The sequence below is a fragment of the Marinobacter sp. H13 genome (assembly GCF_059072335.1).
In genome coordinates, this window is sequence record NZ_JCACRU010000001.1 from 2,773,134 (window position 1) to 2,796,968 (window position 23,835).

Genomic DNA, 23,835 nt, shown 5'->3' on the forward strand with positions numbered 1-23,835 from the left:
GGGTTACCGAATAAAGGGATTGAGCATCCGGGTAAAGGTGCCCGTAAGCTTCACCGGAGCACTCAACACAGAGAGTGTAATGCAATCCTCGCAACCAACCGCCACGGGTTTGTGCTCGTCCTCATCGTTCAGGACCACGAAATCCCACTGGTTAAACACCCCTTTCTGGTCTGCAAACGCACCCTGAAGAACGATAGTCGTTTCCTCCCCGCGATGCGTGTGGGCAGGCGCTTTGCCGCCGGCAGCGAGTTTCTGGAGCACAACCTGCTCTTTCTGGCCGGGGAACCGGTCGGTAATGTCCAGAACGCTCACATCGCCCAACTGGCGCTTCCAGGGCAAGCTGTTAAGGTCTTCACCCAGTAGCTTCTGCAGGGCGCTGACCCTCGGGACAGCCGCTGCCGCAGGCTCAGCTGCCGGCTCGCTGTCGATCTTTGAAAGAATGCTGTCGAACATGCTTTCAGAGACAGTCACCTTTGGCTGCTGCTCCATCATCACAGCCCCAAGGCTATCAAGCGTGTCCACACGGCTGCGGCAGTGGGAACACTTGTCCAGGTGGAGCTTGATGCACAGGGCATGGGGCTCGCTCAGGTTACCTGCGCTGTACTCCATCAGGCTCAGGCTGTCGGGATGGTGCCGTGTCATACGTTCTGGTCCTGCAAAATCACTTTCAGTTTATTCAATGCCAGGCGAACCCGGCTTTTCACGGTGCCAAGAGGAATGTCCAACTCGTCCGCAACCATCTGGTGCGACTTGTTTTCCATGTACACTTTGGCAATGACCGTAATCTGTTCTTCCGGCAGATGACTCAGGGATTCCCTGATTCGCCGTTCGGACATGAGACGGTGCAAAGAAGTGACCGGCTCGTTTTCGTTCTCACCCGGAATCTGCCAAAGGTCTTCTGTCTCGACCGGCATTTCAGCACTGGTACGCTGCATCTTTCTCAGCATATCGATTCGCTGGTTCCGGGCGATGGTGAAAATCCAGGTTGATGCCGCCGCCTTGCGCCAGTCGTAGAGGCATGAGCGTCTCCAGATCGACACGAATACTTCCTGCACGAGCTCTTCCGCATGACTCGCCAGACCGTTCGCCATGGCGTAGTACTTGATTTGCGGGCCAAAATGCTCGAACAGCGCGTGGTACGCTTCGCGGTCCTGGTTCTTGCCCACTTTCTGCAGCATTTGGCTCCATTGGTCCTTGCGGCCCTCGGAACTTGCTGGCTTTTGATCCAGTGTGGTCACCGGACGCTCCTTGACAGTCGCATGATTTGAGCTTGTTCTGGTCATCATTCTATGCACTCGTCCCGGGTTTGTCAGTGTCTAGGTTTACGGATCGGTGAATCAGTTGGATCAGCCTGTGTGGAAAAAAACACAGAAAGCTGGCACCAGCGACGGTTTTTGATCGTCTCGCAGGTGATTGCCGGAATCGGCAGAGCGGTCTAGTCTGAGCAATAAATCGACTCCGGACGACAAACACCTCCATGAATGCTCCCGGCTTTACCGGAAACCTGCCCGTTATCCGGGCGCACTATGCGGATATCCTCTGCCAGTTGGCGGAGGACCGTGGCCTGCAGCGGTCCCGGCTATTGTCGGCTTCCGGTATTCGCCCATCCATGCTTGGTCATCCGGACAATTTCATTACTGTCGAGCAGTTCAGTGCCCTGTGTCGCGAAACGCTTGTCCAGAGTGGTGATCCAGCCCTCGGGCTTGAGTTTGGAAAGCGGCTGAAGTTTACGACCCACGGCTCGCTGGCCCAGGCAGCCATTAGTTGCGATACCCTTGAGCAGGCGCTTACGGTACTGATCAAATATTTCCAGATCCGCTTTGTCTACATGAGCCTTTCGTTCTTCGTGGAGGAACATGAGGCCGTGATCCAGCTGGACCTGGCGCACAGCATTGAGGACCTGTACCGGTTCAATGTTGATGTGGTGATGGCGTCACTGATGGATGTGAATCTCCTGCTTTTCGGCCATCGGCTACTGGATGGCGGGCGATGCCTGCTGGATTTTCCTGAGCCTGACGATCTCTCGGCCTATAGACAGCTGTTTGGAAGCCAGATTGCGTTTGGCAGTGGCGTGAACCAGCTGCGGTTCAAACGGGTTTTTCTCGACTCCCCCATGTCACTGTCGAATCCGGTGACCCGTCGGATTGCCGAAGCCCAGTGTCAGGAGGAAATGCGATTCATAGAGGGTTCCACGTCGGTTTCGGACCGGGTGGTGCGCCTGCTCGAGACGGGGCGAAGCCAGCGGTTACCGGCCCTGGAGGATGTGGCGGAACACCTGAAAATGTCCACCAGGACGCTGCGCAGACAGTTGGCCTCCGAAGGGGTGCGATTCCAGCAATTGCAGGATTCCATTCGCCACCGCCGAGCCCTTGAACTGCTGCGCCGCAATGAGCTGAGCATTGATGAGATGGCCGACGCTCTGGGCTACAGTGACCCCTCCAACTTTGGCCGTGCCTTCCGCAAGTGGGAAGGCGTTTCTCCCAGTGCCTGGCGTCGGGAGCATCAGTAACTCTGACGAGAACTATTCCTCGAGGTAGGTATAACCATCCAGGCCGGCGGCCAGCTCTGCCATAAGCGCGGCCTGGGTTTCCGCTGCCAGGGCGGAGGCGGCAAACTTGCCCCTGTAGGCCTCCATCAGGGCCTCGGGTTCAAAGTTCACATAGCGCAACACCTTGGCGACGGTGTCCCCGGTGATGGGGGCGCTGATCTCGTAACCGCCTTCTGGCGTCAGGCGGACATCCACGGAATGGGTGTCGCCGAACAGGTTGTGCATATCGCCAAGAATTTCCTGATACGCGCCGGTCATGAAAAAGCCCATCAGCAAAGGCTCGCCCGACCGTTCTTCGGGTAAGGGCAGGGTTGTTTCGGTGCCCTGGCCATCGACGTAGCGGTCGATACGCCCGTCTGAATCGCAGGTAATGTCCTGGATAACTGCCCGCCGGTTCAGGGGGCGATCCAGGCCGTTGATCGGCATAACCGGGAAGATCTGATCAATGCCCCAGACATCGGGCAGTGACTGGAACAGGGAAAAATTAACGAAGAGTTTTTCCGCCAGTTTCTCATTGAGTTCGTCGATAATTTCCCGGTGAGCCCGGTTGCTGCTGTCCAGCTGATCCCGGAGCAGTCGGCAGCAGCGGGTGTACAGAGTTTCAGCATCCGCCCGCTCCTGGAGCGACAGAACGCCGTGGGCGAACTGGGCGTGAACATCGGCCATGGCGTGGAGTACGTCATGGTAGATCTCAGCCAGTGAGCGGGGGGTGTTTGTGTCCTGCAGGCTTTCAAGGTCGCGCCAGAGATCGTGCAGCGGCGCAGAGGCGGTGGCCCCCGGTTGTTGCGGTGTCCGGTTTTCCGGTGCTTCGTGGTCGATCACGTTGGTCACAAGCACGGAGTGATGCGCGGTCAGGGCTCTGCCGGATTCGCTGATCAGATCCGGGTGAGGCGTACCGTGGCGATCACACTCTGCCTGCAAAACATGCACGACATTGTAGGCATATTCGTAAACGCTGTAGTTCATGGAGCAGCTACTGCGTGAGCGAGTGCCCTCGTAATCCACGCCCAGGCCACCGCCGATGTCCACCGTGCCAATTGGGGCCCCCATCTGGCGCAACTCGCTGTAGAAGCGTGCACATTCCCGGAGACCGGTCTGGATGTCACGGATGTTGGCAATCTGGGAGCCAAGATGGAAGTGCAAAAGTTGCAGGGTGTCCAGGGCACCCGCCTCGCGCAGGGTGTCGACGACATCCAGGACCTGGCTGGCAGACAGTCCGAATTTCGACTTTTCACCACCTGTGTTCTGCCAGTTGCCTTTGCCGATGGTGGCCAGCCGGGCCCGAACTCCGATCAGCGGTGAAACGCCCAGGCTTTTTGCCTCTTCCAGGATGAGTGGCAGTTCCGATTTTTTCTCGACCACGATGAACACCCGGTGGCCGAGAGTCTGCCCAATCAGGGCCAGACGGATGTACTCCCGGTCCTTGTAACCATTGCAGACAATCACCGATCCGGGTTGCTGGGACATTGCCAGCACCGCCATCAGCTCTGGCTTGCTGCCTGCTTCAAGCCCGATCTGGCCGTTGGAGGCGGCGGGCTCGGCAGCCAGCAGCTCTTCGACCACGCGGCGCTGCTGATTGACCTTGATGGGGTAAACCGCCGTGTAGCCGCCCTGGTAGGCGTGCTCCTCTGCAACCTTGTTGAAGGCATTGCAGAGTTTGTTAACGCGGTCGTGCAGGATGTCAACGAAGCGCACAAGTACCGGCAACTGGACCCCGGACTCGGTCAGCGTCCGGGTCAGTTCGGGCAGATTGATGCGGGCCGGGCTGTGGCCACGATCCGGGCGGATGAGCACCTGGCCCTTATCATTGACACCAATGTAGCCATCGCTCCAGTGGGCAATGTTGTAAACCTTGTGGGCCGGGGTGGCGCTGGCTTCGCTCATGCTTGCTATCCTGTCAGGAAACACTGGCCGGCAGGGAATTGTTCGGCAGCCGGCTTCTGGCCGACATTGTATGGATTCCCGCCACGGGCTAAAAGAACCGGGCAGGGAAAATATCTGGCCGGTTGCCGCGATTATCGCTTTAGCTCACGGTAAGGCGTCCCTACAATACGCCCTTTTAACACAGCCCATGGCCCACATCGGGAGGCAAGACATGACAGCACTCAATGACGGCTGGTTTACCGAGGTATTCCAGGATCAGGGGACAGCGTTCTCCCTTCAGGTGAAAAAGAAGCTCCACGAGGAGCAGACACCGTTCCAGAAACTGGAGATCTACGAGACCGAGACCTTCGGCAACCTGATGGTTCTGGACGGCTGCGTGATGCTGACCACCCGCGATAACTTCCTGTACCACGAAATGATGACCCATCCGGCCCTGTTCACCCACCGGGACCCCAAAAAGGTGGTGATTGTCGGCGGCGGTGACTGTGGCACCCTGAAAGAGGTGCTCAAGCATCCGGGCGTTGAGGAAGCCTGGCAGGTGGAAATCGACGAGCGGGTAACCCGCATGTCGGAAAAATATTTTCCGGAGCTTTGCGAAGCGAACAGTGACCCGCGCGCCAATTTCTTCTTCGGAGATGGTATCCAGTGGATGCGGGACATTGAGCCGAACAGTGTCGACCTCATTATTATCGACAGCACCGATCCTGTCGGCCCGGCCGAAGGCCTGTTTGCCCTGGATTTTTACCGGGATGCCATGTTGGCGCTTCGAGAAGGCGGCATTATTGTCCAGCAGAGCGAATCACCGCTGCTGCACACCGACAGCATCATCAAGGGCATTCACGAGGACATGCGTAAGGCCGGATTCGAGCATGTGCAGACCATGCCATTCCCGCAACCGGTCTACCCCACCGGCTGGTGGAGCTGCACCATGGCCAGCAAGGAAAACCCGATCAAATACTTCCGCGAGGAAGATGCCAACAACCGGCCGTTCGTGACCCGATACTATAATTCCGGGGTTCATCACGGTGCCCTGGCGATGCCCCAGTTCATGGTGGATGCACTGGAAGATGAGGTCCGTCCGGAAGAAGGTTAAGGGGAAAGCGGGCAGACAAAGCAGACAAAAAAAGGGCGCCAACTGGCGCCCCTTTTTACTTGCACTGTCAGCGATTACTGCTTGCCGCTGACGAACTCCGGATAGGCTTCCATACCACACTCGGACAGATCCACACCTTCGTACTCTTCTTCTTCCGAGACCCTGATGCCCATGACGGCTTTCAGGATGCCCCAGACGATCAGACTGGTGACGAATACCCAGGTGAAGATGGTGAGCATGCCGACCAGCTGACCCATGAAGGTAGCGTCTGCGTCGGACAGGAGAACCGCGAAGATACCCCAGATACCCACCACGCCGTGGACAGAGATGGCACCGACCGGGTCGTCAATGCGCAGCTTGTCCATGGTTACGATGGAGAAGACAACCAGGGTGCCGCCAATGGCGCCGATGATGGTGGCCAGCAGGGGAGAAGGATCCGCCGGCTCTGCAGTGATGGCAACCAGGCCAGCCAGGGCACCGTTCAGGGCCATGGTCAGGTCCGCTTTGCCGAACATCAGGCGTGCCACGATCAGGGCGGCAATCAGGCCACCGGCTGCAGCTGCGTTGGTGTTCAGGAACACGTTGGCAACTTCGTTGGCGACACCGATGCCACCCAGCTTCAGGGTGGAGCCGCCGTTAAAGCCGAACCAGCCCATCCAGAGGATGAAGGTACCAAGCGTTGCCAGGGGCAGGTTGGCGCCCGGGAAGGCACGGATTTCGCCTTTGGCGCCGTACTTGCCTTTACGGGCACCGAGGAGAAGAACGCCTGCCAGGGCCGCTGCTGCGCCTGCCATGTGAACGATACCGGAACCGGCGTAGTCGCTGTAGCTCAGCTCGTACATGCCGAATACCGCGTCGCCGTTCCAGGTCCAGGAACCCTGCATCGGGTAGATGAAGCCACACATAACGATGGCGAAAGCCAGGAAGGCCCAGAGCTTCATGCGCTCAGCCACGGCGCCGGAAACGATGGACATGGCGGTTGCAACGAAAACAACCTGGAAGAAGAAGTCAGAAGCGCCACTGTATTCGCCCATGTCGCCGAAGCCGGCTTCAGTGGAGGCTGCAATAACGCCCGCGATCGCTGCGTCGTCCATCTCGGCAACGGTTGTTACACCGCTCAGGAAGATACCGCCGTCGTACATGATGTCGTAGCCGACAATCAGGTACATGGTACAGGCGACCGCAAACAGGGCCACGTTCTTGGTCAGGATTTCAGTGGTGTTCTTGGCACGCACCAGGCCGGCTTCCAGCATGGCAAAGCCAGCGGCCATCCACATGACCAGGGCACCGCAAATCAGGAAGTAAAAGGTATCCAGCGCATACTGGAGTTCAAAAATGTGATTAAGATTGCTTTCCATATGAAGCCCTCCGCACGAGGCTTTTCAGGTTATAAATTTTTTTGCGTTGGCTGATCGAAAAATCAGAGCTGGTTCAGACCGCTTCTTCGCCGGTTTCGCCAGTCCGGATCCGGATGGCTTGAGCCAGTTCAGTCACGAAGATCTTGCCGTCACCGATCTTGCCGGTGTTGGCCGCCTTGGTGATGGACTCGATAACTTGGTCCAGAAGGTTGTCGCCGATAGCAACTTCCACCTTCACCTTGGGCAGGAAATCCACCACGTATTCCGCGCCACGATAGAGTTCTGTGTGGCCTTTTTGCCGACCGAAGCCTTTGACTTCAGTGACGGTTACGCCTTGAACGCCAATCTCGGATAATGCCTCACGGACATCGTCCAATTTGAAAGGCTTGATGATCGCTGTCACAAGTTTCATTGCTTTCTCCTTGGTAAAGCCGTCTCAACAGTGAGGGCCCGTCGGCCGGTTGTTGAGCTCGGGATGCTGCCACCTCGCACACCAATCGTGCGGATTGCGTACGAGAGCTTTAGCATCGGGTATGCCAACGCAAAAAAATATATTTAAAACAACAGGCTACGATGTCCGCGTACCAGAATGGCGCAAAGTTGTGCACCAAAATGAAGCGGGTAGCCGGCCAGTGAGCCAAATTGGAGCGGGCTGCCTGACCGTTCGACCGCTATTATAGGGCCGACCGCCTACAGTATGGCAGGGGCTGCGGTGTGATACACTCCTGCAAACCGGTAACAGGCCCTCTCTTTTAGTCGAAGCCGGATATTTCAGAAATGTGTGAGGTGATGTGTGAAAGGTCCACAGGATATTTTTGCTCAGCTGCAGGGCCAGTTTGGCCAGTTTGTACCGGACATGGCCCGCGCTGCACGGGAAGATTTTGAAACCCAGGCCCGGGCCACCGTGATGTCCGTCCTGTCCCGCCTGGAGTTGGTAACGAGGGAAGAGTTCGACGCCCAGCAGGCGGTCCTGCTGAAGACCCGTGAAAAGGTGGACGCACTCGAGAAGCGGGTAGCCGAACTGGAAAATTCCCTGCCAAAACAGTAAACCACGGACACGCCCGGCAGGACGCCGGGCAAGCAGTTCCGGTCATTACCATGGAAGGTTGTCATGCTTGCTATCGTTCATTCCCGCGCCACCATTGGCGTGTCGGCGCCCGCCGTTACCGTTGAAGTCCATCTCTCAGGCGGCTTGCCTGCGCTCTCGATTGTGGGGCTGCCGGAAACCGGTGTAAGGGAGAGCAAAGAGCGTGTTCGCAGTGCCCTTCTGAACGCCGGGTTCGAGTTCCCCGCCCGGAGAATCACCATTAATCTTGCCCCTGCCGACTTGCCCAAAGAGGGTGGTCGCTTTGATCTGCCTATTGCCCTGGGCATCCTGGCGGCCTCGGGCCAGGTTCCGGCCGAGAGCCTTTCGGACTGCGAATTTCTCGGCGAATTGTCCCTTGATGGTGCATTGAGGCCACTTAAAGGTGTGCTGCCGGCGGTGCTAGCCGCCCGGCAGGCGCAACGAAGCCTGCTGGTTCCCCAGGGCAATGCCGAGGAGGCGGCCCTGGCCAGCCAGGGTGACGTCCTGGCGTCCGGCCACCTGTTGGCCATCTGCGAGCACCTGAGCGGTCGCGCCCGCCTGGTGCCGGTGCCCAGGTCGTCGCTGGAACAGGCGCCGGGCAGCAACCGGGAACTGCCGGACCTGTCGGATGTCCGTGGTCAGCGGGTTCCCCGCCGGGCACTGGAAGTGGCTGCGGCAGGTAGCCACAATCTTTTGTTCTTCGGCCCACCCGGCACCGGCAAGAGTATGCTGGCCAGTCGCCTGCCCGGAATTCTCCCGGGCCTCGATGATGCTGCGGCCATGGAAGTCGCCAGCGTACACTCGGTGGCCGGGCTGCCGGTTCGTTCCGGGGGCTGGCGTCAGCCTCCTTTCCGGGCGCCCCATCATACCGCCTCGGCGGTTGCCCTGGTGGGCGGCGGCAGCAGCCCCAGGCCCGGAGAAATCTCACTGGCTCACCGGGGCGTACTGTTTCTCGACGAGTTGCCAGAGTTTGAACGCCGGGTGCTGGAGGTCCTGCGTGAGCCGATGGAAACCGGCGAAATCTCGATCAGCCGGGCAGCACGGCAGGTGAATTTTCCGGCGCGATTTCAGGTCGTGGCTGCAATGAATCCCTGCCCCTGTGGCTACAGTGGTCATCCCACCATCGAGTGTCAGTGTACGCCGCAACAGGTTACCCGTTACCGGTCGAAAATTTCCGGCCCCCTTCTGGACAGGTTTGATCTGCATGTGGAGGTGCCTGTGCAGGGTGGCGACGTATTGATGCAGTCGGGCGGGGATGGCGAAACCAGCGCCACCGTCCGGGAGCGTGTCCTGATTGCCAGAGCCCGGCAATCAGAGCGGGGTTGCCTGAATGCGGCCTTGTCCGGGCGTGCGTTGCAGGCTGCGTGCCGGCTGGATCGCCAGGGCGAGCAGTTGCTCACCGGTGCCATGGAAAAGCTGGGGCTTTCGGCCCGTGCACTGCACCGCATATTGCGAGTTGCCCGAACGCTTGCCGATCTTGAAGGCAGCGAGGAGCTACGACAGAGCCATCTGGTTGAGGCTCTGGGTTACCGGCAGCTCGACCGACAGCAGGGCCGCAACTCGGTGGTCTCCGCCTGAGCGACAACACTCTGGTAAACTGTTGGCAAATCCCGTTAACCATGACCCGCTGCCTGCGGTTAAGGATTGCAGATGACAGACCATAAAGAACCGCAAGATCCCAAAGAGGCCGCCGATTCGCCGGTCACCACCCGTCGCGGTGTGCGCAGCTTTGTTTTGCGCCAGGGCCGGATGACGGAAGGCCAGAAAAAGGCGTTCGAGCGGAGCTGGCCGAAGTACGGGCTGACCCGTGAGGACGGAATGATTGATCCCAGGGAAGTGTTCGGCCGCGACAACATGCTGAACCTGGAAATCGGTTTTGGTATGGGGCGGTCTCTGGCCGACATGGCTGAGGCCGCTCCCGAACAGGATTTTATCGGGGTTGAAGTTCATCAGCCCGGTGTTGGCGCGTTGCTCAAGGAGATCGAGGACCGTGGCCTGGAAAACGTCCGGATTTACAGTATTGATGCCAACGATGTGATTGACCTCTGCCTTCCGGATGCGTGCCTGGATCGCGTGATGGTGTTCTTCCCCGATCCCTGGCACAAGAAAAAGCATCACAAGCGCCGGCTGATCCAGCACGAGTTTGTCCAGCGGGTTCGTCACAAGTTGAGGGTAGGCGGCATTCTGCACCTGGCGACCGACTGGGAGAATTATGCCGAGCATATGCTCGAGGTGATGAGCGAGTCCGAGGGCTTTGCCAACACCCAGGAGACCGGTGGCTATTCACCGCGCCCTGACGACCGTCCAATTACCAAGTTTGAGAAGCGGGGCGAAACCCTCGGTCACGGTGTCTGGGACCTGTTGTTCTATCGCACCAATTAAGAGGCGTTGATCGGGGGTCAGTGATGCGCGAGCGGGTGGCGCCGTGACGCCCGGATGATGACCAGCCCGGCGATGCCGAGCGTGAGCGCCGTGAATTTGATGAGTGCGCATAGGGTTGCGGACAGGCTCATCTCATCGGTGGGCGGGTTGAAATTGTTCAGCAACAGAATGTTCTCTGCACCGTCGCTCAGACCGGCAGTTGCGAACAGGGCCCGTACCCAACGGGCACCCACCCGCTCGCGAATGCCGGGGCGATCACGGGTAAAGTGCCGGGTAAGATGAATCAGGGCCAGCATGTAGGCAGGAATGAACAGGAAGTCCAGCCACAGCGAAACCTTCGCCCAGGCAACCCCTTCGCTTCCCCAGCTGCGAAAAATGGCGTGGGCCTGATCGGCAGTCCCGGCCAGCTGATAGCTCACGATACCCTGGGGTGCTGATGCCGTCTGCAGAGGCTGGTTGACCATAAGCAGAGCGAACAGCAGCACGGCAGCCACGACCAGGCTGGCTTTCAGGCTTTTGGGAAATGCTGCCACTCCGTGTGCAGGGTCCATTACAGAAAACGCTCCAACAGGCTGTTAAGGTATCTCTGGCCCAGGTCGGTTGCCTGGAGTCGATCGCTTACCAGCAGCTTTTCATTCCGCAGTTGTTCAAGTTTTACTCCAACTGTTGTCAGGGGTAAACCCGTTCGTTCAGAAAAAAGGCTTTCATCCACTCCTTCTTTCAGTCTGAGGGCGTTCATCAGGAATTCCAGCGGCAGATCGTCCACGGCAATCGCATCAGAACCGGCCGTTCGGCTGCCGATCCGGTTCAGGTAAGCGTCCGGCTGCCGGGTCTTCCAGTATCGCCTGATACCCCCGTCCACCAGGCTGATCTTGCCGTGGGCCCCAGCCCCGAGGGCCAGGTAGTCCCCGAACGTCCAGTAGTTCAGATTGTGACGGGAGGCCCTTCCCTGGAGGCTCCAGGCCGAGACTTCGTAATCCTCGTAGCCGTGTTGGTGCAGGTAATCGGAACCCCGGCGATAGATGTCCCAGAGATGATCGTCGTCGGGCAGTTCTGGCGGACGGCTGTAAAACTCGGTATTGGGCTCGAGGGTCAGCTGGTACCAGGAGAGATGCGGTGGTTTGTAGTCCAGGGCAGTCTGGATGTCCTCAAGTGCCTGCCCGGGCGTCTGGCCCGGCAGACCGTGCATCAGATCGATATTGAAGTTATCGAACCCGGCACGGCGAGCGGCGCGTATGGCCCGGTGGGCGGCATCGGCATCGTGAATGCGCCCCAGCGTTTTGAGATGGTCGGGATTGAAACTCTGGACCCCGATGGACAGACGGTTGATGCCCGCTGCCCGGAACGCGTCGAACCGGCCGGCTTCGAGCGTGCCGGGGTTGGCTTCCAGGGTAATTTCGGCATTTGTGGCGAAGGCAAGGCGTGCCCGCAGTTCCCTGAACAGGCGATCGTAGAAGTCGCCGCTCATCAGGGACGGAGTGCCGCCTCCGATGAACACGGTCTCTATTGGTCGATCGGTGGCAAAGGCCAGGTCCTGGTCGAGATCTTCGAGCAGAGCCTGCAGATAGGCGGATTCCGGGATTGTCCCGGTGAAAGCGTGGGAGTTGAAGTCACAGTAGGGGCACTTCCGCACGCACCAGGGTACGTGAATATAGAGGCTCAACGGCGGCCTAACCGCCGCTGGCTGCTGATCGTCCCCGGGGCTGGTATTACTCAACTGTTTCAGGCCTCGGCCTTCAGCTGATCCAGCAGAATCTTCAGGGCGCGTCCGCGGTGGCTGATGCTGCCCTTTTCGGCGCGGGACAGTTCCGCCGCACTGCAGCCATGCTCTGGTGCCAGGAACACCGGGTCATAACCGAAGCCGCCATCGCCCTGAGGGGATCTGAGGATCGAGCCCGGCCAGCGGCCATGGCAGATGATCGGGGTCGGGTCTTCGGCATGGCGCAGGTATACCAGCACACAGTGAAACTGGGCGCCCCGTTGCCCGTCCGGCACGCCCGCCATGGCGTCCAGCAGGGCGTCCACATTGTCCTGATCGGTTGCATCATCGCCGGCAAAGCGGGCAGAGCGCACGCCCGGGCGGCCTTCAAGCGCGTCCACCGCCAGACCACTGTCGTCAGCGAGTGCTGGCAGCCCGGTTTCCCGGGCCGCGTGGCGCGCCTTGAGAATCGCGTTTTCTACAAAGGTGACCGCCGGCTCCTCGGCTTCACCGACGCCCAGTTCGCCCTGGGCAATCGGCGTCATGCCAAGAGGTGCCAGGAGCTCGGTCAACTCGGCGATTTTGCCCCTGTTATTGCTGGCGATGACAAGTCGGTTGGTCATATAGGCTTAATCGCTGAACAGTGTGTGAGCAAACCGTACCGCCAGGTCCTGCTGGTGTCCGGTAGGGCGTGCGGTAATATTGAAAGTCATCAGTTCGCCGGAGGAATACTGATACTCGGCAATAAAGTACACGGAGTCGCCCTCCTGGATGCGGCGGAACGCCAGGAAGCGTACCTGCTGGACATCGTTGGTTACCTTGCCCTCGACCTGGCCGCTCACCGGGGACATTGAGCCATCGTCGTTTTCCTCCATGATGGAGATATTGACGATGCCTATGCCCTTGCTCCGCTGAAGATTATTGGCCTGGGCGACTTCCGGAGCCAGGAAGGTGCTGGGCAGGACACTCCAGAGTACCTTGTAGTCTCCGAAATCCTTCGAGCCGGCCTGTGCCTGCAGGCTGAACAGGCCAATCAGCGTGATTGCCAGCAGCGTACGGAATGTGGAAAAGGTTTTTGCGATCATTGCTAGGTCTCCCGTGTGATTCGGTAAATGGCAATTTCGCCCAACAAGTTCGGCCAGAGACGAGCCAGCCAACTGTTCTGGTGCTGGCCATCAACCACCCGGCGGCTTTTGATCCTGATGCCTTTCTGACGGCACAGTGCCTCAAAATCCTTGAAGGTGCACAACCTTATGTTGGGCGTGTTATACCATTTATACGGCAGTGCCTCGGATTCGGGCATACGACCGCTCAAAGTCAGTCCCCAGCGCAATCGCCAATGAGCAAAGTTGGGGAAGGTCACGATGCCTTCGCTGCCAACCCGCAGCATTTCATCCAGTACCCTGTCAGGACGCCGGACCGCCTGAAGCGCCTGGGTCATCAGAACAATATCGAAACTGCCATCTTCAAAGTTCCCCAGCCCCTGGGTGTCCAGGTTCTGTTCGATAACCGCCACTCCGCGGCCCATGCAGGCGGTGATGTGGTCCGGGTTTATCTCCAGGCCGAAGCCACTGGCACCCCGTTCCCGCTGGAGGAAATCAAGAAGAGTGCCGTCGCCACAGCCCAGGTCCAGAACATGGTGGCCGGGCTGAACCCACTGCTGGATGATTTCGAGATCCGGTCTCATGCGCCGACCTCCCGTGCTACCCGGTCCATATAGGCGTTAAAGATGTCAGTGTACCGCGGGGTCGGAATCAGAAACGCGTCGTGCCCCCAGGGTGCGTCCACCTCGGCGTAGCTGACCTTCCTGCGCGCGCCAATCATGGCATTGACCATTTCTTCCGAGCGGGCCGGCGTGAAGCGCCAGTCGGTGCTGAATGACAACACCAGGTATTCGCAACTGGCCGCTGCCAGTGCTTTCGAGAGGTCGCCGCCAAACTCGTAGGCCGGATCAAAGTAGTCCAGGGCACGGGTCATCAACAGGTAGGTGTTGGCGTCAAACGATTCGGAAAAGCGTTCGCCCTGATAGCGGAGGTAGCTCTCGACCTGGAACTCCGCGTCATAACCAAACTTGTAAGCCTGGTCACGGAGTTCGCGGCCAAATTTCTCGCCCATGGAGGCATCAGACAGATACGTGATATGGCCAACCATCCGCGCCAGCATAAGACCACGCCTGGGAACCGTATCAAAGTCGTAATAGCGCCCGTCGTGAAACTCCCGATCAGAGGTTATTGCCTGGCGTGCCACTTCATTGAAGGCAATATTCTGGGCGGTCAATCGCGGAGTGGACGCAATCACCACCGCATGCCGCAGGCGATCGGGGTAGTCCAGGCTCCACTGCAGGGCCTGCATGCCGCCGAGGGAACCGCCAACAACGGCCGCCCAGCATTGAATGCCGAGCCGATCTGCCAGCAGCGCCTGACTCTTGACCCAGTCGCCCACGGTGATAACCGGAAACTCCGGGCCAAACGGCTTTCCGGTTTCGGGATTGATGCTGTTGGGGCCGGTGCTGCCGTGGCAGCCCCCCAGATTGTTCAGGCTGACAACAAAAAAACGATCGGTATCGATGGGTTTTCCGGGGCCGATACAGCTGTCCCACCAGCCGGGTTTGCGGTCCTCGGCAGAGTGGTAGCCGGCCGCGTGGTGATGGCCACTCAAGGCATGGCAGATAAGAACGGCATTGCTGGCGTCGGCATTCAGGGTGCCGTAGGTTTCCACCACCAGGTCGTAGTTTTCCAGGGACTGGCCGCAGGCCAGATCGATGGGAGCGTCGAAATGATAGGTCTGCGGGGAGACAATCCCGACAGAATCCGCAGGCAGGGTATCAGGCATCGGCGCGAATGGTTCCTGGTTCGATCCGTAAGTGTCTGGAAAAGCAATGACAAAGCCATCGCCAGCCCAGCAGTTTAAAGCCGGGGCATGATGGCTGCAACCGCCTGAATGGTCGCGCTTGCGGGACACTACACAGCGCCGGAGATGTTCACCACTTTTTGCTGGATCAGGGTGGGGGCCGGTTTGCGGATCTGGCGCTGCATCGCGTCGGCCAGTTCCAGTTGCCTGCGCAGGTCGGCAATGGTGTTGGTCAGGCGCAGGCGCTCGGTGCGGCTGTCCTTGTCGTTGCGGACCATATCGCGAAGGCGCCGGATCTGGTGCTCCAGAAGCTGCTTCTGCTCCATGGAATACTGCATGATCGGTAGCAGGGCTTCCGATGGCCAGCGCTCAACGTCCTGGCGTACACGGGCATGCAGTGTGCGGGCTTCGCCCACCATGACATTGAAAAAACGGCGAACCAGGACCGACTGCTCGGTGAGCAGGTTCTTCGGACTGATGCGGAAGCGTCTCGCTTTTTTGCGCAACTCGCGGATGGCAATAACATGGCGCCCGGCCCGCAGCGGGATGGGCTCAAGGTGACGGGCCCGGTTGTCTTCGTTATAGCGACGGTAAATCGCGCCCACCATTTTTTCGGCCAGGTGCCCTTCGCTCAGAAGGTTGGTCAAGTCGCTTTCGAGCAGTTCGAAAAACTGATCCATCGCGCGGTTCATCCCGGCAGTGGTCCAGCTCTTCGACATACTGGTACGGACATGTTCCGCATGGGCTTCGAAGCGGTCTTCGCTCACCAGCTTCTTCAGCAGGTCGCCCTGGGAGTCCATGAGGCGACGGCTGGAGCGCAGGGTGATCAGCTTCTTGTAGTAAAAGTCGTAGTCTTTCTGGGCGCGTTCTGCGAGGCGGCCCAGCGCTGCCTTGTCCATGGTAACGCCCGCGCACGCCTGGAGTTCTTCCTCCAGGGATTCGAGGCGGTACTGCATGGCTGCCTGGCTGTTCTGGAGCATGCCTAGCAGGTCGTTGATCAGACTCTGGGTGATCAGCTGTTCCTTGTGCATGAGAATGCGCTGGATAATCAGCTGCTCAAGCTGATTGATATTGGAACGGTCAAACAGGTCGTTGTCTTTCTTTACCCTTGCGACCAGCCCCTGCTTGGCAGAAACCGGGATAACATCGTGCTGGCGCATGCCCAGGTGGTCGGCCGTATAACCGCGCACCCGCTCAATCGCCTCGTTGGTGTGGCGCTCGCCCTGGAGGTCATCCCAGAGCACGTCGATCTTGTTCAGCACGGCAAAGCGGCCGGCGCGATGATCGGCGTGCTGGGTGTCGATGTGCTCTTTCCAGATGGTCATGTCGCTGGCAGTCACACCGGTGTCGGCACTCAGCACAAAGATCACCGCATGGGCGCGGGGCAGCATGCTGATCGTCAGCTCCGGCTCGGAGCCAAGAGCATTCAGGCCCGGCGTATCGAGGATCCGCAGGCCGCGCTCGAACAGGGGGTGGCGGATGCTGATCTGTGCGTTCCGCCAGGCAGGTACAAGTACATTGCCCGGGTTGTTGCGATCATTCTCGAGCATGCCTTCGTCGAAGCCGAGTGCGCGAGCCTCCTCAGGTGGCACACTCTTGACGCGGGCAACCTCGGCAAGCACCTCCCGCATGATCTCAGGGTCGCGCTCATCCAGCTCATGTTTGACCCAGCGTTCCGGCTGCTTGCGCAACTGCTGCAGGGACAGTTCGCCGTTTCGGGTCTCGATGGGAAGCAGGAGCAGGTAGTTTTCATTGGCGCTGCGATCGAAGAACAGCTCCGTGGGGCACATGGTCGTGCGCCCCGCCTGAGACGGGAGCATGCGCTGGCCATACTCGGAGAAGAACAGGGCGTTGATCAGTTCGGTTTTACCGCGGGAGTATTCGCCGACAAACGCAATGGTCAGTTCATCCTCAATCAGCAGCTCCAGCCCGTGGCGTATGCGGGTGCTGACATCGTCGGAGAACAGATTGTTATCCTGCAGCCACAGCCGGTACCTGCCGATCTGGCGGATCAGCTCTTTTTTCCAGTTGTGATAAGCCTCTACCTGCTGCGACAGAGTTCCCTGTTGGTTCATCGGATTTTCCTTCTGCGCGACTTCCTGGTATCCCGCTCAGAACGGGGTGCTCACGGGTGACGGATTAATTACCGTTAATACTATCCTGTTATTTCCAAGTTTGTGGCTGGGCCGGAGTGGAAGAAATGGCCAAACTTGCCGGAAATTCACTAAAAAAGCTGCAAAATCAGTTACATGACTTTGCAGCTCGGGAATGATGGATTTCGTGGCTAAGTGTTACAAAGTGTATATTTGAGACGGCGTTTACATACCGAGCCCGATGGAGCCGAGGCCTGCGGCCATTTTCATGTGTTCAATCACCACTGAGATCACGTTCAGAATCAGGAAAACGATGATGGGTGACAGGTCCAGGCCGCCCATGGAGGGCATGATATTGCGCACCGGGCGCATGACCGGCTCGGTGATCTGGGCGACCAGCTGGATGGCCGGATGGCCGCTGCCCGGCGCGATCCAACTGACGACGACCACTGCAATTACCGACCAGAAATAGATCTTCACGATCAGGTCCAGTACGTTCAGTACCGCCCACACCAGCAGCGTAATCGGATTTATGGCCGGAATGCCGCCGTTCAGCGCCACCAGGATCAGGAAGAAGGTGATGCCCTGAATGATGACTGCAAGAACCAGCGAAGCTCCATCGAAACCGCCCAGGCCAGGAATAACCCGCTGTAGCGGGCGTAGCGGTGGATTGGTGGCCTTGACCACGAATTGAGTGATGGGATTGTAGAAGTCGGCCCTGGCCAGTTGAAGCAGGAACCGAAGCAGCACAATGGTCAGGTAAAAGGTGGATGCGATGAGCAGGATGGTAATCAGAATATCTGCCAGCATGAAGCCGTGTCTCCGTTATCGGTTACTGTTTGCCTGCCAGTTCTTTGGCCATTTCTTCCGAACGCTTGAAGGCGGCCTTGTACGCTTTGGCTACCAGATCGCGCATACCACCTTCCTCGAACGTGTTGATGGCCTGTTCGGTGGTTCCGCCAGGAGACATCACATTACGCTTGAGCTGGCCGGGATCGTGCTCGCTTCGACCGGCCATTTCCGCGGCTCCCGCCATGGTCTGGATAGCCAGTTCCCTCGCGGTTCCGGCGGCGATGCCAGCCTCGGTGGCCGCTTCCTCAAGCGCCTCAAGCATCAGGAAGAAATAGGCGGGGCCGCTGCCGGAGAGGGCGGTAACCGCGTGCAGCAGGTTTTCGTCCTCAACCCAGAGCGCTGACCCGATGCTTTCGAACACCGATTCCACCATCTTCTTCTGTTTGTCTTTCACTTCTTTGTTGGCAAACAGGCCTGCAGCCCCTTTGCCGACCAGGGACGGTGTGTTGGGCATTACCCGAACCATCGGCAGGCCGCCACCAAGCCAACCATCGAGGGTATCCGCTGTCAGGCCGGCGGCGATGGATACCATCAGTGGGCGAGTGTTCTGGACCACTGGTGCAATGTCGCGACAGACATCGGCCATGACCTGGGGTTTCACCGCCAGAACTACCATGTCAGCCTGCTGGGCGCAGTACCGGTTGTCTGTGGTGACGCTTACGCCAAAGCGCTTGCGGATTGTCTGCAGGTGCGCGTCATCCGGCGCGCTGACCCAGATATTGCCGGCCTTATAGCCGTTATCCAGCATACCGCCAATGATGGCGCTGGCCATGTTGCCGGCGCCAATAAAAGAAATGGTTGGTGATGTGCTCAAGGTTAACTCCCCGGTTGATCGGTTAAACGTCCGGCCCTGATCATAGCAGGAACCGGCCGGTTCAGCTCTTTACTGGGCGTTTGCCGAATAGGGCAGTGCCGACCCGTACCCAGGTGGCGCCTTCCGCAATCGCGACTTCCAGGTCGCCGGACATGCCTATCGACAGTGTGTCGAGTGGGCCGGCGTCGGGATGGTCTGACCGCAGCTGTTTCAGAGTATTGGCAAGTTTCCGGAAACTGGCTCTTAACCCTGCTTCGGGCTGATCCGGATCCGGAATGGCCATCAGCCCTCTCAGGCTGAGGTTTGGCAATTCGCCGATTTCGGCCACCAGATCCGGCAGCTCATCCAGAGTGCAGCCGGATTTGCTCTCTTCCTCATTAATATTGACCTGAAGACAGATATTCAATGGCGGCAGCGCAGGATCGCGCTGTTCGCTCAGGCGACGGGCAATCTTGAGGCGGTCCACGCTGTGCACCCAGGCGAAGGCAGAGGCCATCTGCCGGGTCTTGTTGGACTGGATCGGGCCGATGAAATGCCATTCCAGTCCGTCAAGACCAGACAGCGCCTCGATCTTTTTCAGCGCTTCCTGGAGGTAGTTCTCACCAAAGGCCCGCTGCCCGGCAGCGAAGGCTTCCCGCAGGTCTTCCGGTGGTCGGGTTTTGCTGACGGCGAGCAAATGCACAGACCCGGGCGCACGGCCTGCCTGCAATGTTGCTTTTTGTATGCGTCGGGTTACGCTCCCGATGTTGTCTGCTATGCTGCTCATAGTGTGAGAATGCCACGCTCGGTCTGTCACTTGTACGGTGACACGTTACCCGCAGGTCACTGAAATGCCAAGTGAACCGCGCCGGGGCCCCGCCGGGCGGAAGCTACCGGGATAAAAGAAAAAGCCTTCCGAGGATTCCTATGGATATTACTGAACTGCTTGCCTTTTCGGCGAAACAGGGTGCGTCTGACTTGCACCTCTCTGCCGGTTTGCCCCCGATGATTCGTGTTGATGGTGATGTACGCCGCATCAACCTGCCGCCCATGGAGCACAAAGAAGTCCACGGGCTCATCTACGACATCATGAATGACAAGCAGCGTAAGGACTACGAGGAATTCCTGGAAACCGACTTCTCCTTCGAAGTTCCGGGCGTCGCCCGTTTCCGTGTTAACGCTTTTAACCAGAACCGTGGCGCAGGCGCCGTGTTCCGGACCATCCCTTCCAAAGTACTGACCATGGAAGATCTGGGTATGGGGCAGGTGTTCAAGGACGTGTCTTCAGTGCCCCGGGGGCTGGTTCTGGTGACCGGCCCGACCGGCTCGGGTAAGTCCACCACGCTGGCGGCGATGATCGATTACATCAACGACACCCGCTACGAACACGTTCTTACCATTGAAGACCCCATTGAATTTGTACACGACTCCAAGAAATGTCTGGTCAACCAGCGTGAAGTTCACCGCGATACCCTGGGCTTCAACGAAGCACTGCGTTCAGCACTGCGGGAAGACCCCGACATCATTCTGGTGGGTGAGCTTCGGGATCTGGAAACCATCCGCCTCGCGCTGACGGCGGCCGAAACGGGCCACCTTGTGTTCGGCACACTTCACACCACCTCTGCCGCCAAGACCATTGACCGTGTGGTCGACGTGTTCCCGGCGGAGGAAAAGTCCATGGTGCGGTCGATGCTGTCAGAATCCCTGCAGGCAGTTATATCCCAGACCCTGATGAAGAAAATGGGCGGCGGCCGGATTGCGGCGCACGAGATCATGATCGGTACGTCTGCGATCCGGAACCTGATCCGGGAAGACAAGATCGCGCAGATGTATTCGTCGATCCAGACCGGCGGTTCACTGGGCATGCAGACGTTGGACCAGTGCCTGGAGCGGCTGCTGCAGAAAGGGCTTATTTCCCGTGAAGCGGCGCGGGCCAAGGCCAAGATGCCCGATAATTTTTAACTGGTAGGTTCCTGGTGCCTGGAAGTCAGGCACCAAACAAAGAAGACTGGGTACAAAAATGGAATTCGAAAAACTGTTACGGCTGATGGTGGAGAAGGGCGGTTCGGACCTGTTTATTACAGCGGGTGTGCCGCCGAGTATGAAGGTGAACGGGAAGGTTCTACCGGTCACCAAGAACGCGTTGACGCCGGAGCAGACCAGGGAGTTCGTTTACGGCGCCATGAACGACAAGCAGCGCGCCGAATTCGAGGAAACCCATGAGTGTAACTTCGCTATCAGTGCCCGTGGCATTGGCCGTTTCCGTGTTTCTGCCTTTTTCCAGCGCAACCTGTGCGGGATGGTGCTGCGTCGGATCGAGGTAAAGATCCCGCAAATCGATGATCTGTCGTTGCCGGAGGTAATCAAGGAACTGGCCATGACCAAGCGTGGCCTGATCATGTTCGTGGGCGCTACCGGTACCGGCAAGTCTACGTCCCTTGCGGCCATGCTCGGGCATCGTAACCGCAACAGCCGTGGCCACATCATTTCCATCGAAGACCCGATCGAATTCGTGCACCAGCATCAGGGTTGTATCGTCACCCAGCGCGAGGTGGGTATCGACACCGAGAGCTTTGAAGTGGCCCTGAAGAACACCCTGCGCCAGGCACCAGACGTTATTCTGATCGGTGAGGTTCGTACCCGGCAGACCATGGAATATTCCGTGCAATTCGCCGAGACCGGTCACCTGTGTCTGGCGACCCTGCACGCCAACAACGCCAACCAGGCGCTGGACCGGATCATCCAGTTCTTCCCGCCGGAACAGCACAACCAGATCTGGATGGACCTGTCCCTGAACCTCAAGGCGATCGTGGCTCAGCAGCTGGTGCCAACGCCAGATGGCAAGGGCCGTAAGGCGGTTATCGAGGTGCTGATCAATACCCCGCTGGTATCGGACCTCATCCGGAAGGGCGAGGTGCATCGGCTGAAAGAGCTGATGTCCAAATCCAACGAATCCGGCATGCAGACCTTTGACCAGGCGCTTTATCAGCTCTATGCAGAAGGGTCGATTACTTATGAGGACGCCCTGGCTCATGCTGATTCTGCTAACGACCTGCGCCTGATGATCAAACTGGGTGCCGATGCCCAGGGGGCCGACAAGCTCTCGTCTTCCGTCGACAAGCTTTCCATTCAGGATGACTGAATACCGGCTGAGCATAAGACGTTGGTCGTAGAAAGTTAGGGCCCCGAACCGTTAGGGATGGCATTTGAGGCCAGTAAGGGGTGGTGCGTATACTCCGCGCGATTCAATAAGGAGATACCATCCACCACCGTTCCTCAACGCTTGCACGAGCTGTACGTCTTACCACCCTCGCGGCGCTCGCCGCACCTGCCTCTACCCTGGCAGGCGGCTTCTCCCTCAATGAGCAGAGCGCCAGTGCGATGGGCACCGCTAACGCCGGTGCCGCCGCCAACCCCGAAAATGCGACCACCGTTCTTTTTAACCCCGCCGGTATGAGCCAGTTGTCGGGCACAAATATTTCGTTTGGTGCTGCGGTTCTGGATATTGATGCTGAGGCCAGCGATGACAGCGCCCAGGCGGTAAACCAGCTAGGCCAGCCTGTCTCAGGTTCGGGAGGCGGGGATATTGCTGATCCTGCGGTCCTGCCGAATTTCTATCTTACTCATGAAGTCAGCGAATCCATTGATGTGGGTTTCGGCATACACGCGCCCTACGGATTGGCGGCCGATTACGAAGACGATTTTGCCGGCCGATACTTTGCTGATGAAACCGAGTTGACGGTCATTGCGTTTACGCCCTCAATCTCTGTCAGTAATGGGGAAGGGCTGTCGATGGGTGCCGGAATCAACCTGATGTATGCGGAAGGCAAACTGACAAGGTTCCTGGATAACTCAGCAGCAAGTCTTGCTGTTTCTTCCCAGAATGGCACCCCGAATCCGTCTCTGTATGATCAGGGATATGCCGATATTGAGGGTGATGATATCGGTGTGACTTTCCGGGTCGGTTTTTTGTATGAGCTCTCGAACAGAACCCAGTTTGGTCTCAGCGCCCAGACCGGTACTGAGCTGAATTTGAAGGGCGATGCCAAGCTGAGCAACTTTGTTGATCCAGCCAATGGTGTTATCACGCCGACCAACGCCTTCGAAAAAGTGGAGGTGCCGCTTGCGATTCCCGAGAGCGTAACGCTTGGTGCAAGGCATAAGCTGACCAACCAGGTAACCCTGCTGGCCGGGGCGACCTACGCCAAGTGGAGTCGCTTTGAAGAGCTGGATATTGTCAGTCGTGAGGCTGGGGGCGAGATTGCCGGGGCCCCTCAGGAGGGCGCTATTCTCAGTCACGTAACCGAGAAGTGGCAAAATACCTGGCAGTTCAACGTTGGGGCAATCTGGCAGGCATCACCAGAATGGGCCTTCAAAACCGGTTATGCGTTTGATGAGTCTCCGGTCAACGAGAATTTTGTGACTGCCAGGATCCCCTCCAATGACCGTCATTGGCTGACCCTTGGAGCGCAATGGGCTGATGCGCAGAGTGGTTGGGTAGTTGATGTGGCTGCGGGCACGCTGATCTTCGATGGCGATGCGCGAGTCAATGAAAGAAACTACCAGCACGAGAACCCCACGCAGGTTGCTCAGCTGCGGCCTGGTCTGGAAGATCCAAGCAATTACCGCGGTAGCTATGATTTGAGCGCCTGGAGTGCTGCGTTCGAAGTAAGCAAGTCCTTCTAAAATCCGGAGAATCTGGCCGGCTGAAGGCCGGTCAGCCAACCACCTGGCCACGGTAGATGACTTTTTTCTTCCGTGGCGGGTCGATCTGTCCCTCCTCGTCCTGTTCCGCTGATGCGGGCGGAGCATCGGCAATGACCTGGCCTCTGTAGTTGCGCTTGAGGCCGTCATCTTCTTCCTCGGGCTCAATATTGAGCTGCGGAACCCGTTCTTTGAGGGTCTCCCAAACACGAATCAGCTGACTGGAGCGGGTTTTCCGCGCGTAATCGGCCAGTTGTTGTTCCAGATGCTCTTCCGTGAGGTGCAGTTTGACGCCGAATTCCGTGTGAATCAGGCGGCGGCACTGGTGAACCAGTTTCAGCACGCTGGGGTCCAGCAGCCAGCTACGTTCAGATGCCAGAGAAGTCATGGTATGAGCCTCGGAGATGGGTGTCACAACATGGCGCAGCCCGGAGTGTCTGATGGGGCGGCGCCGACTCTGGAATCGTAGCGAATATCGTGCCGTAAAGGCGATAGAATCGGCCGGCGTTGGCG

Annotated in this window: 24 protein-coding genes; 8 read left to right on the forward strand and 16 right to left on the reverse strand. The window is 58.5% G+C overall.

Translation table 11 applies throughout. The annotated features are described in order from the left end of the window. Nucleotides 1-3: 3 nt before the first annotated feature. Together AC5JQH_RS12790 and AC5JQH_RS12795 are read right to left on the reverse strand one after the other, a co-directional pair. Complete coding sequence (locus AC5JQH_RS12790; protein WP_014575874.1) at nucleotides 4-642, reverse strand: ChrR family anti-sigma-E factor; 639 nt, start codon at nucleotides 640-642, stop codon at nucleotides 4-6. Continuing rightward, nucleotides 639-1,238, reverse strand: coding sequence for a sigma-70 family RNA polymerase sigma factor (locus AC5JQH_RS12795; protein WP_039881993.1), 600 nt, complete (start codon nucleotides 1,236-1,238; stop codon nucleotides 639-641). Before AC5JQH_RS12795 ends, AC5JQH_RS12790 begins: the two co-directional genes overlap by 4 nt. Before the next feature lie 239 nt (nucleotides 1,239-1,477). On the opposite strand from AC5JQH_RS12795, the gene AC5JQH_RS12800 reads away from it, so the two are divergent. After that, entirely contained in the window at nucleotides 1,478-2,509 is a 1,032-nt protein-coding gene (locus AC5JQH_RS12800) for an AraC family transcriptional regulator (protein ID WP_008173262.1), read from the forward strand. A 12-nt stretch (nucleotides 2,510-2,521) separates the two neighbouring features. Here AC5JQH_RS12800 and speA read toward each other — a convergent pair whose 3' ends face one another. Beyond that, nucleotides 2,522-4,432, reverse strand: coding sequence for a biosynthetic arginine decarboxylase (gene speA, locus AC5JQH_RS12805; protein ID WP_008173263.1), 1,911 nt, complete (start codon nucleotides 4,430-4,432; stop codon nucleotides 2,522-2,524). 211 nt (nucleotides 4,433-4,643) lie between these two features. Here speA and speE point away from each other — a divergent pair, with 211 nt between their 5' ends. Next, nucleotides 4,644-5,525, forward strand: a complete 882-nt coding sequence (speE, locus tag AC5JQH_RS12810) for a polyamine aminopropyltransferase (RefSeq protein WP_008173265.1) — start codon at nucleotides 4,644-4,646, stop codon at nucleotides 5,523-5,525. A 74-nt stretch (nucleotides 5,526-5,599) separates the two neighbouring features. Here speE and AC5JQH_RS12815 read toward each other — a convergent pair whose 3' ends face one another. Together AC5JQH_RS12815 and glnK are read right to left on the reverse strand one after the other, a co-directional pair. Beyond that, the gene (locus tag AC5JQH_RS12815) at nucleotides 5,600-6,883 is read right to left on the reverse strand and encodes an ammonium transporter (RefSeq protein ID WP_493805666.1); all 1,284 of its coding nucleotides are present in this window, start codon (nucleotides 6,881-6,883) and stop codon (nucleotides 5,600-5,602) included. Nucleotides 6,884-6,956: 73 nt separating this feature from the next. Continuing rightward, entirely contained in the window at nucleotides 6,957-7,295 is a 339-nt protein-coding gene (glnK, locus tag AC5JQH_RS12820; protein ID WP_008173268.1) for a P-II family nitrogen regulator, read from the reverse strand. Between the two features lie 381 nt (nucleotides 7,296-7,676). Here glnK and AC5JQH_RS12825 point away from each other — a divergent pair, with 381 nt between their 5' ends. From AC5JQH_RS12825 to trmB, 3 genes are all read left to right on the forward strand, one after another. Beyond that, nucleotides 7,677-7,931 (forward strand): accessory factor UbiK family protein, encoded by a 255-nt coding sequence (locus AC5JQH_RS12825; RefSeq protein WP_008173270.1) that lies wholly within the window; start codon nucleotides 7,677-7,679, stop codon nucleotides 7,929-7,931. 63 nt (nucleotides 7,932-7,994) lie between these two features. After that, entirely contained in the window at nucleotides 7,995-9,527 is a 1,533-nt protein-coding gene (locus AC5JQH_RS12830) for a YifB family Mg chelatase-like AAA ATPase (protein ID WP_092033164.1), read from the forward strand. A gap of 72 nt (nucleotides 9,528-9,599) precedes the next feature. After that, a complete protein-coding gene (gene trmB / locus AC5JQH_RS12835; protein ID WP_008174166.1) occupies nucleotides 9,600-10,331 on the forward strand; it encodes a tRNA (guanosine(46)-N7)-methyltransferase TrmB in 732 nt (243 codons plus the stop codon). A 17-nt stretch (nucleotides 10,332-10,348) separates the two neighbouring features. Here trmB and AC5JQH_RS12840 read toward each other — a convergent pair whose 3' ends face one another. The 10 genes from AC5JQH_RS12840 to AC5JQH_RS12885 form a co-directional block, all read right to left on the reverse strand. After that, the gene (locus AC5JQH_RS12840; RefSeq protein WP_008174168.1) at nucleotides 10,349-10,882 is read right to left on the reverse strand and encodes a hypothetical protein; all 534 of its coding nucleotides are present in this window, start codon (nucleotides 10,880-10,882) and stop codon (nucleotides 10,349-10,351) included. Beyond that, the gene (gene hemW / locus AC5JQH_RS12845) at nucleotides 10,882-12,048 is read right to left on the reverse strand and encodes a radical SAM family heme chaperone HemW (RefSeq protein ID WP_039882032.1); all 1,167 of its coding nucleotides are present in this window, start codon (nucleotides 12,046-12,048) and stop codon (nucleotides 10,882-10,884) included. Before hemW ends, AC5JQH_RS12840 begins: the two co-directional genes overlap by 1 nt. 5 nt (nucleotides 12,049-12,053) lie before the next feature. After that, complete coding sequence (rdgB, locus tag AC5JQH_RS12850; RefSeq protein ID WP_008174172.1) at nucleotides 12,054-12,653, reverse strand: RdgB/HAM1 family non-canonical purine NTP pyrophosphatase; 600 nt, start codon at nucleotides 12,651-12,653, stop codon at nucleotides 12,054-12,056. Nucleotides 12,654-12,659: 6 nt separating this feature from the next. Beyond that, a complete protein-coding gene (locus AC5JQH_RS12855) occupies nucleotides 12,660-13,115 on the reverse strand; it encodes a DUF4426 domain-containing protein (protein WP_008174175.1) in 456 nt (151 codons plus the stop codon). A gap of 2 nt (nucleotides 13,116-13,117) precedes the next feature. Further along, on the reverse strand, nucleotides 13,118-13,717 hold the full coding sequence (gene metW / locus AC5JQH_RS12860; RefSeq protein WP_008174176.1) for a methionine biosynthesis protein MetW: 600 nt from the start codon (nucleotides 13,715-13,717) through the stop codon (nucleotides 13,118-13,120). Next, nucleotides 13,714-14,862 carry a homoserine O-succinyltransferase MetX gene (gene metX, locus AC5JQH_RS12865; RefSeq protein ID WP_008174179.1) on the reverse strand — a complete coding sequence of 383 codons (1,149 nt, stop codon included), beginning with the start codon at nucleotides 14,860-14,862 and terminating at the stop codon, nucleotides 13,714-13,716. Before metX ends, metW begins: the two co-directional genes overlap by 4 nt. 128 nt (nucleotides 14,863-14,990) lie before the next feature. Next, entirely contained in the window at nucleotides 14,991-16,955 is a 1,965-nt protein-coding gene (locus AC5JQH_RS12870) for a dynamin family protein (protein WP_008174181.1), read from the reverse strand. A 243-nt stretch (nucleotides 16,956-17,198) separates the two neighbouring features. After that, nucleotides 17,199-17,783 (reverse strand): YggT family protein, encoded by a 585-nt coding sequence (locus AC5JQH_RS12875; RefSeq protein ID WP_008174183.1) that lies wholly within the window; start codon nucleotides 17,781-17,783, stop codon nucleotides 17,199-17,201. A 22-nt stretch (nucleotides 17,784-17,805) separates the two neighbouring features. Further along, complete coding sequence (proC, locus tag AC5JQH_RS12880; protein ID WP_014575886.1) at nucleotides 17,806-18,639, reverse strand: pyrroline-5-carboxylate reductase; 834 nt, start codon at nucleotides 18,637-18,639, stop codon at nucleotides 17,806-17,808. 61 nt (nucleotides 18,640-18,700) lie between these two features. Then, nucleotides 18,701-19,405: a YggS family pyridoxal phosphate-dependent enzyme gene (locus AC5JQH_RS12885; protein WP_039882033.1), complete on the reverse strand. Its 705-nt coding sequence runs from the start codon at nucleotides 19,403-19,405 to the stop codon at nucleotides 18,701-18,703. A gap of 140 nt (nucleotides 19,406-19,545) precedes the next feature. Between AC5JQH_RS12885 and AC5JQH_RS12890 the strand changes: the two genes are divergently transcribed. The 3 genes from AC5JQH_RS12890 to AC5JQH_RS12900 all read left to right on the forward strand — a co-directional run bounded on the left by AC5JQH_RS12890 (nucleotide 19,546) and on the right by AC5JQH_RS12900 (nucleotide 23,304). Further along, nucleotides 19,546-20,580: a type IV pilus twitching motility protein PilT gene (locus tag AC5JQH_RS12890; RefSeq protein ID WP_008174189.1), complete on the forward strand. Its 1,035-nt coding sequence runs from the start codon at nucleotides 19,546-19,548 to the stop codon at nucleotides 20,578-20,580. A 58-nt stretch (nucleotides 20,581-20,638) separates the two neighbouring features. Beyond that, nucleotides 20,639-21,760, forward strand: coding sequence for a PilT/PilU family type 4a pilus ATPase (locus tag AC5JQH_RS12895; RefSeq protein WP_008174191.1), 1,122 nt, complete (start codon nucleotides 20,639-20,641; stop codon nucleotides 21,758-21,760). A 239-nt stretch (nucleotides 21,761-21,999) separates the two neighbouring features. Beyond that, nucleotides 22,000-23,304 carry an OmpP1/FadL family transporter gene (locus AC5JQH_RS12900; RefSeq protein ID WP_493805667.1) on the forward strand — a complete coding sequence of 435 codons (1,305 nt, stop codon included), beginning with the start codon at nucleotides 22,000-22,002 and terminating at the stop codon, nucleotides 23,302-23,304. 31 nt (nucleotides 23,305-23,335) lie between these two features. Here AC5JQH_RS12900 and AC5JQH_RS12905 read toward each other — a convergent pair whose 3' ends face one another. Then, a complete protein-coding gene (locus AC5JQH_RS12905) occupies nucleotides 23,336-23,710 on the reverse strand; it encodes a hypothetical protein (protein WP_493791607.1) in 375 nt (124 codons plus the stop codon). Between the last annotated feature and the right edge of the window lie 125 nt (nucleotides 23,711-23,835).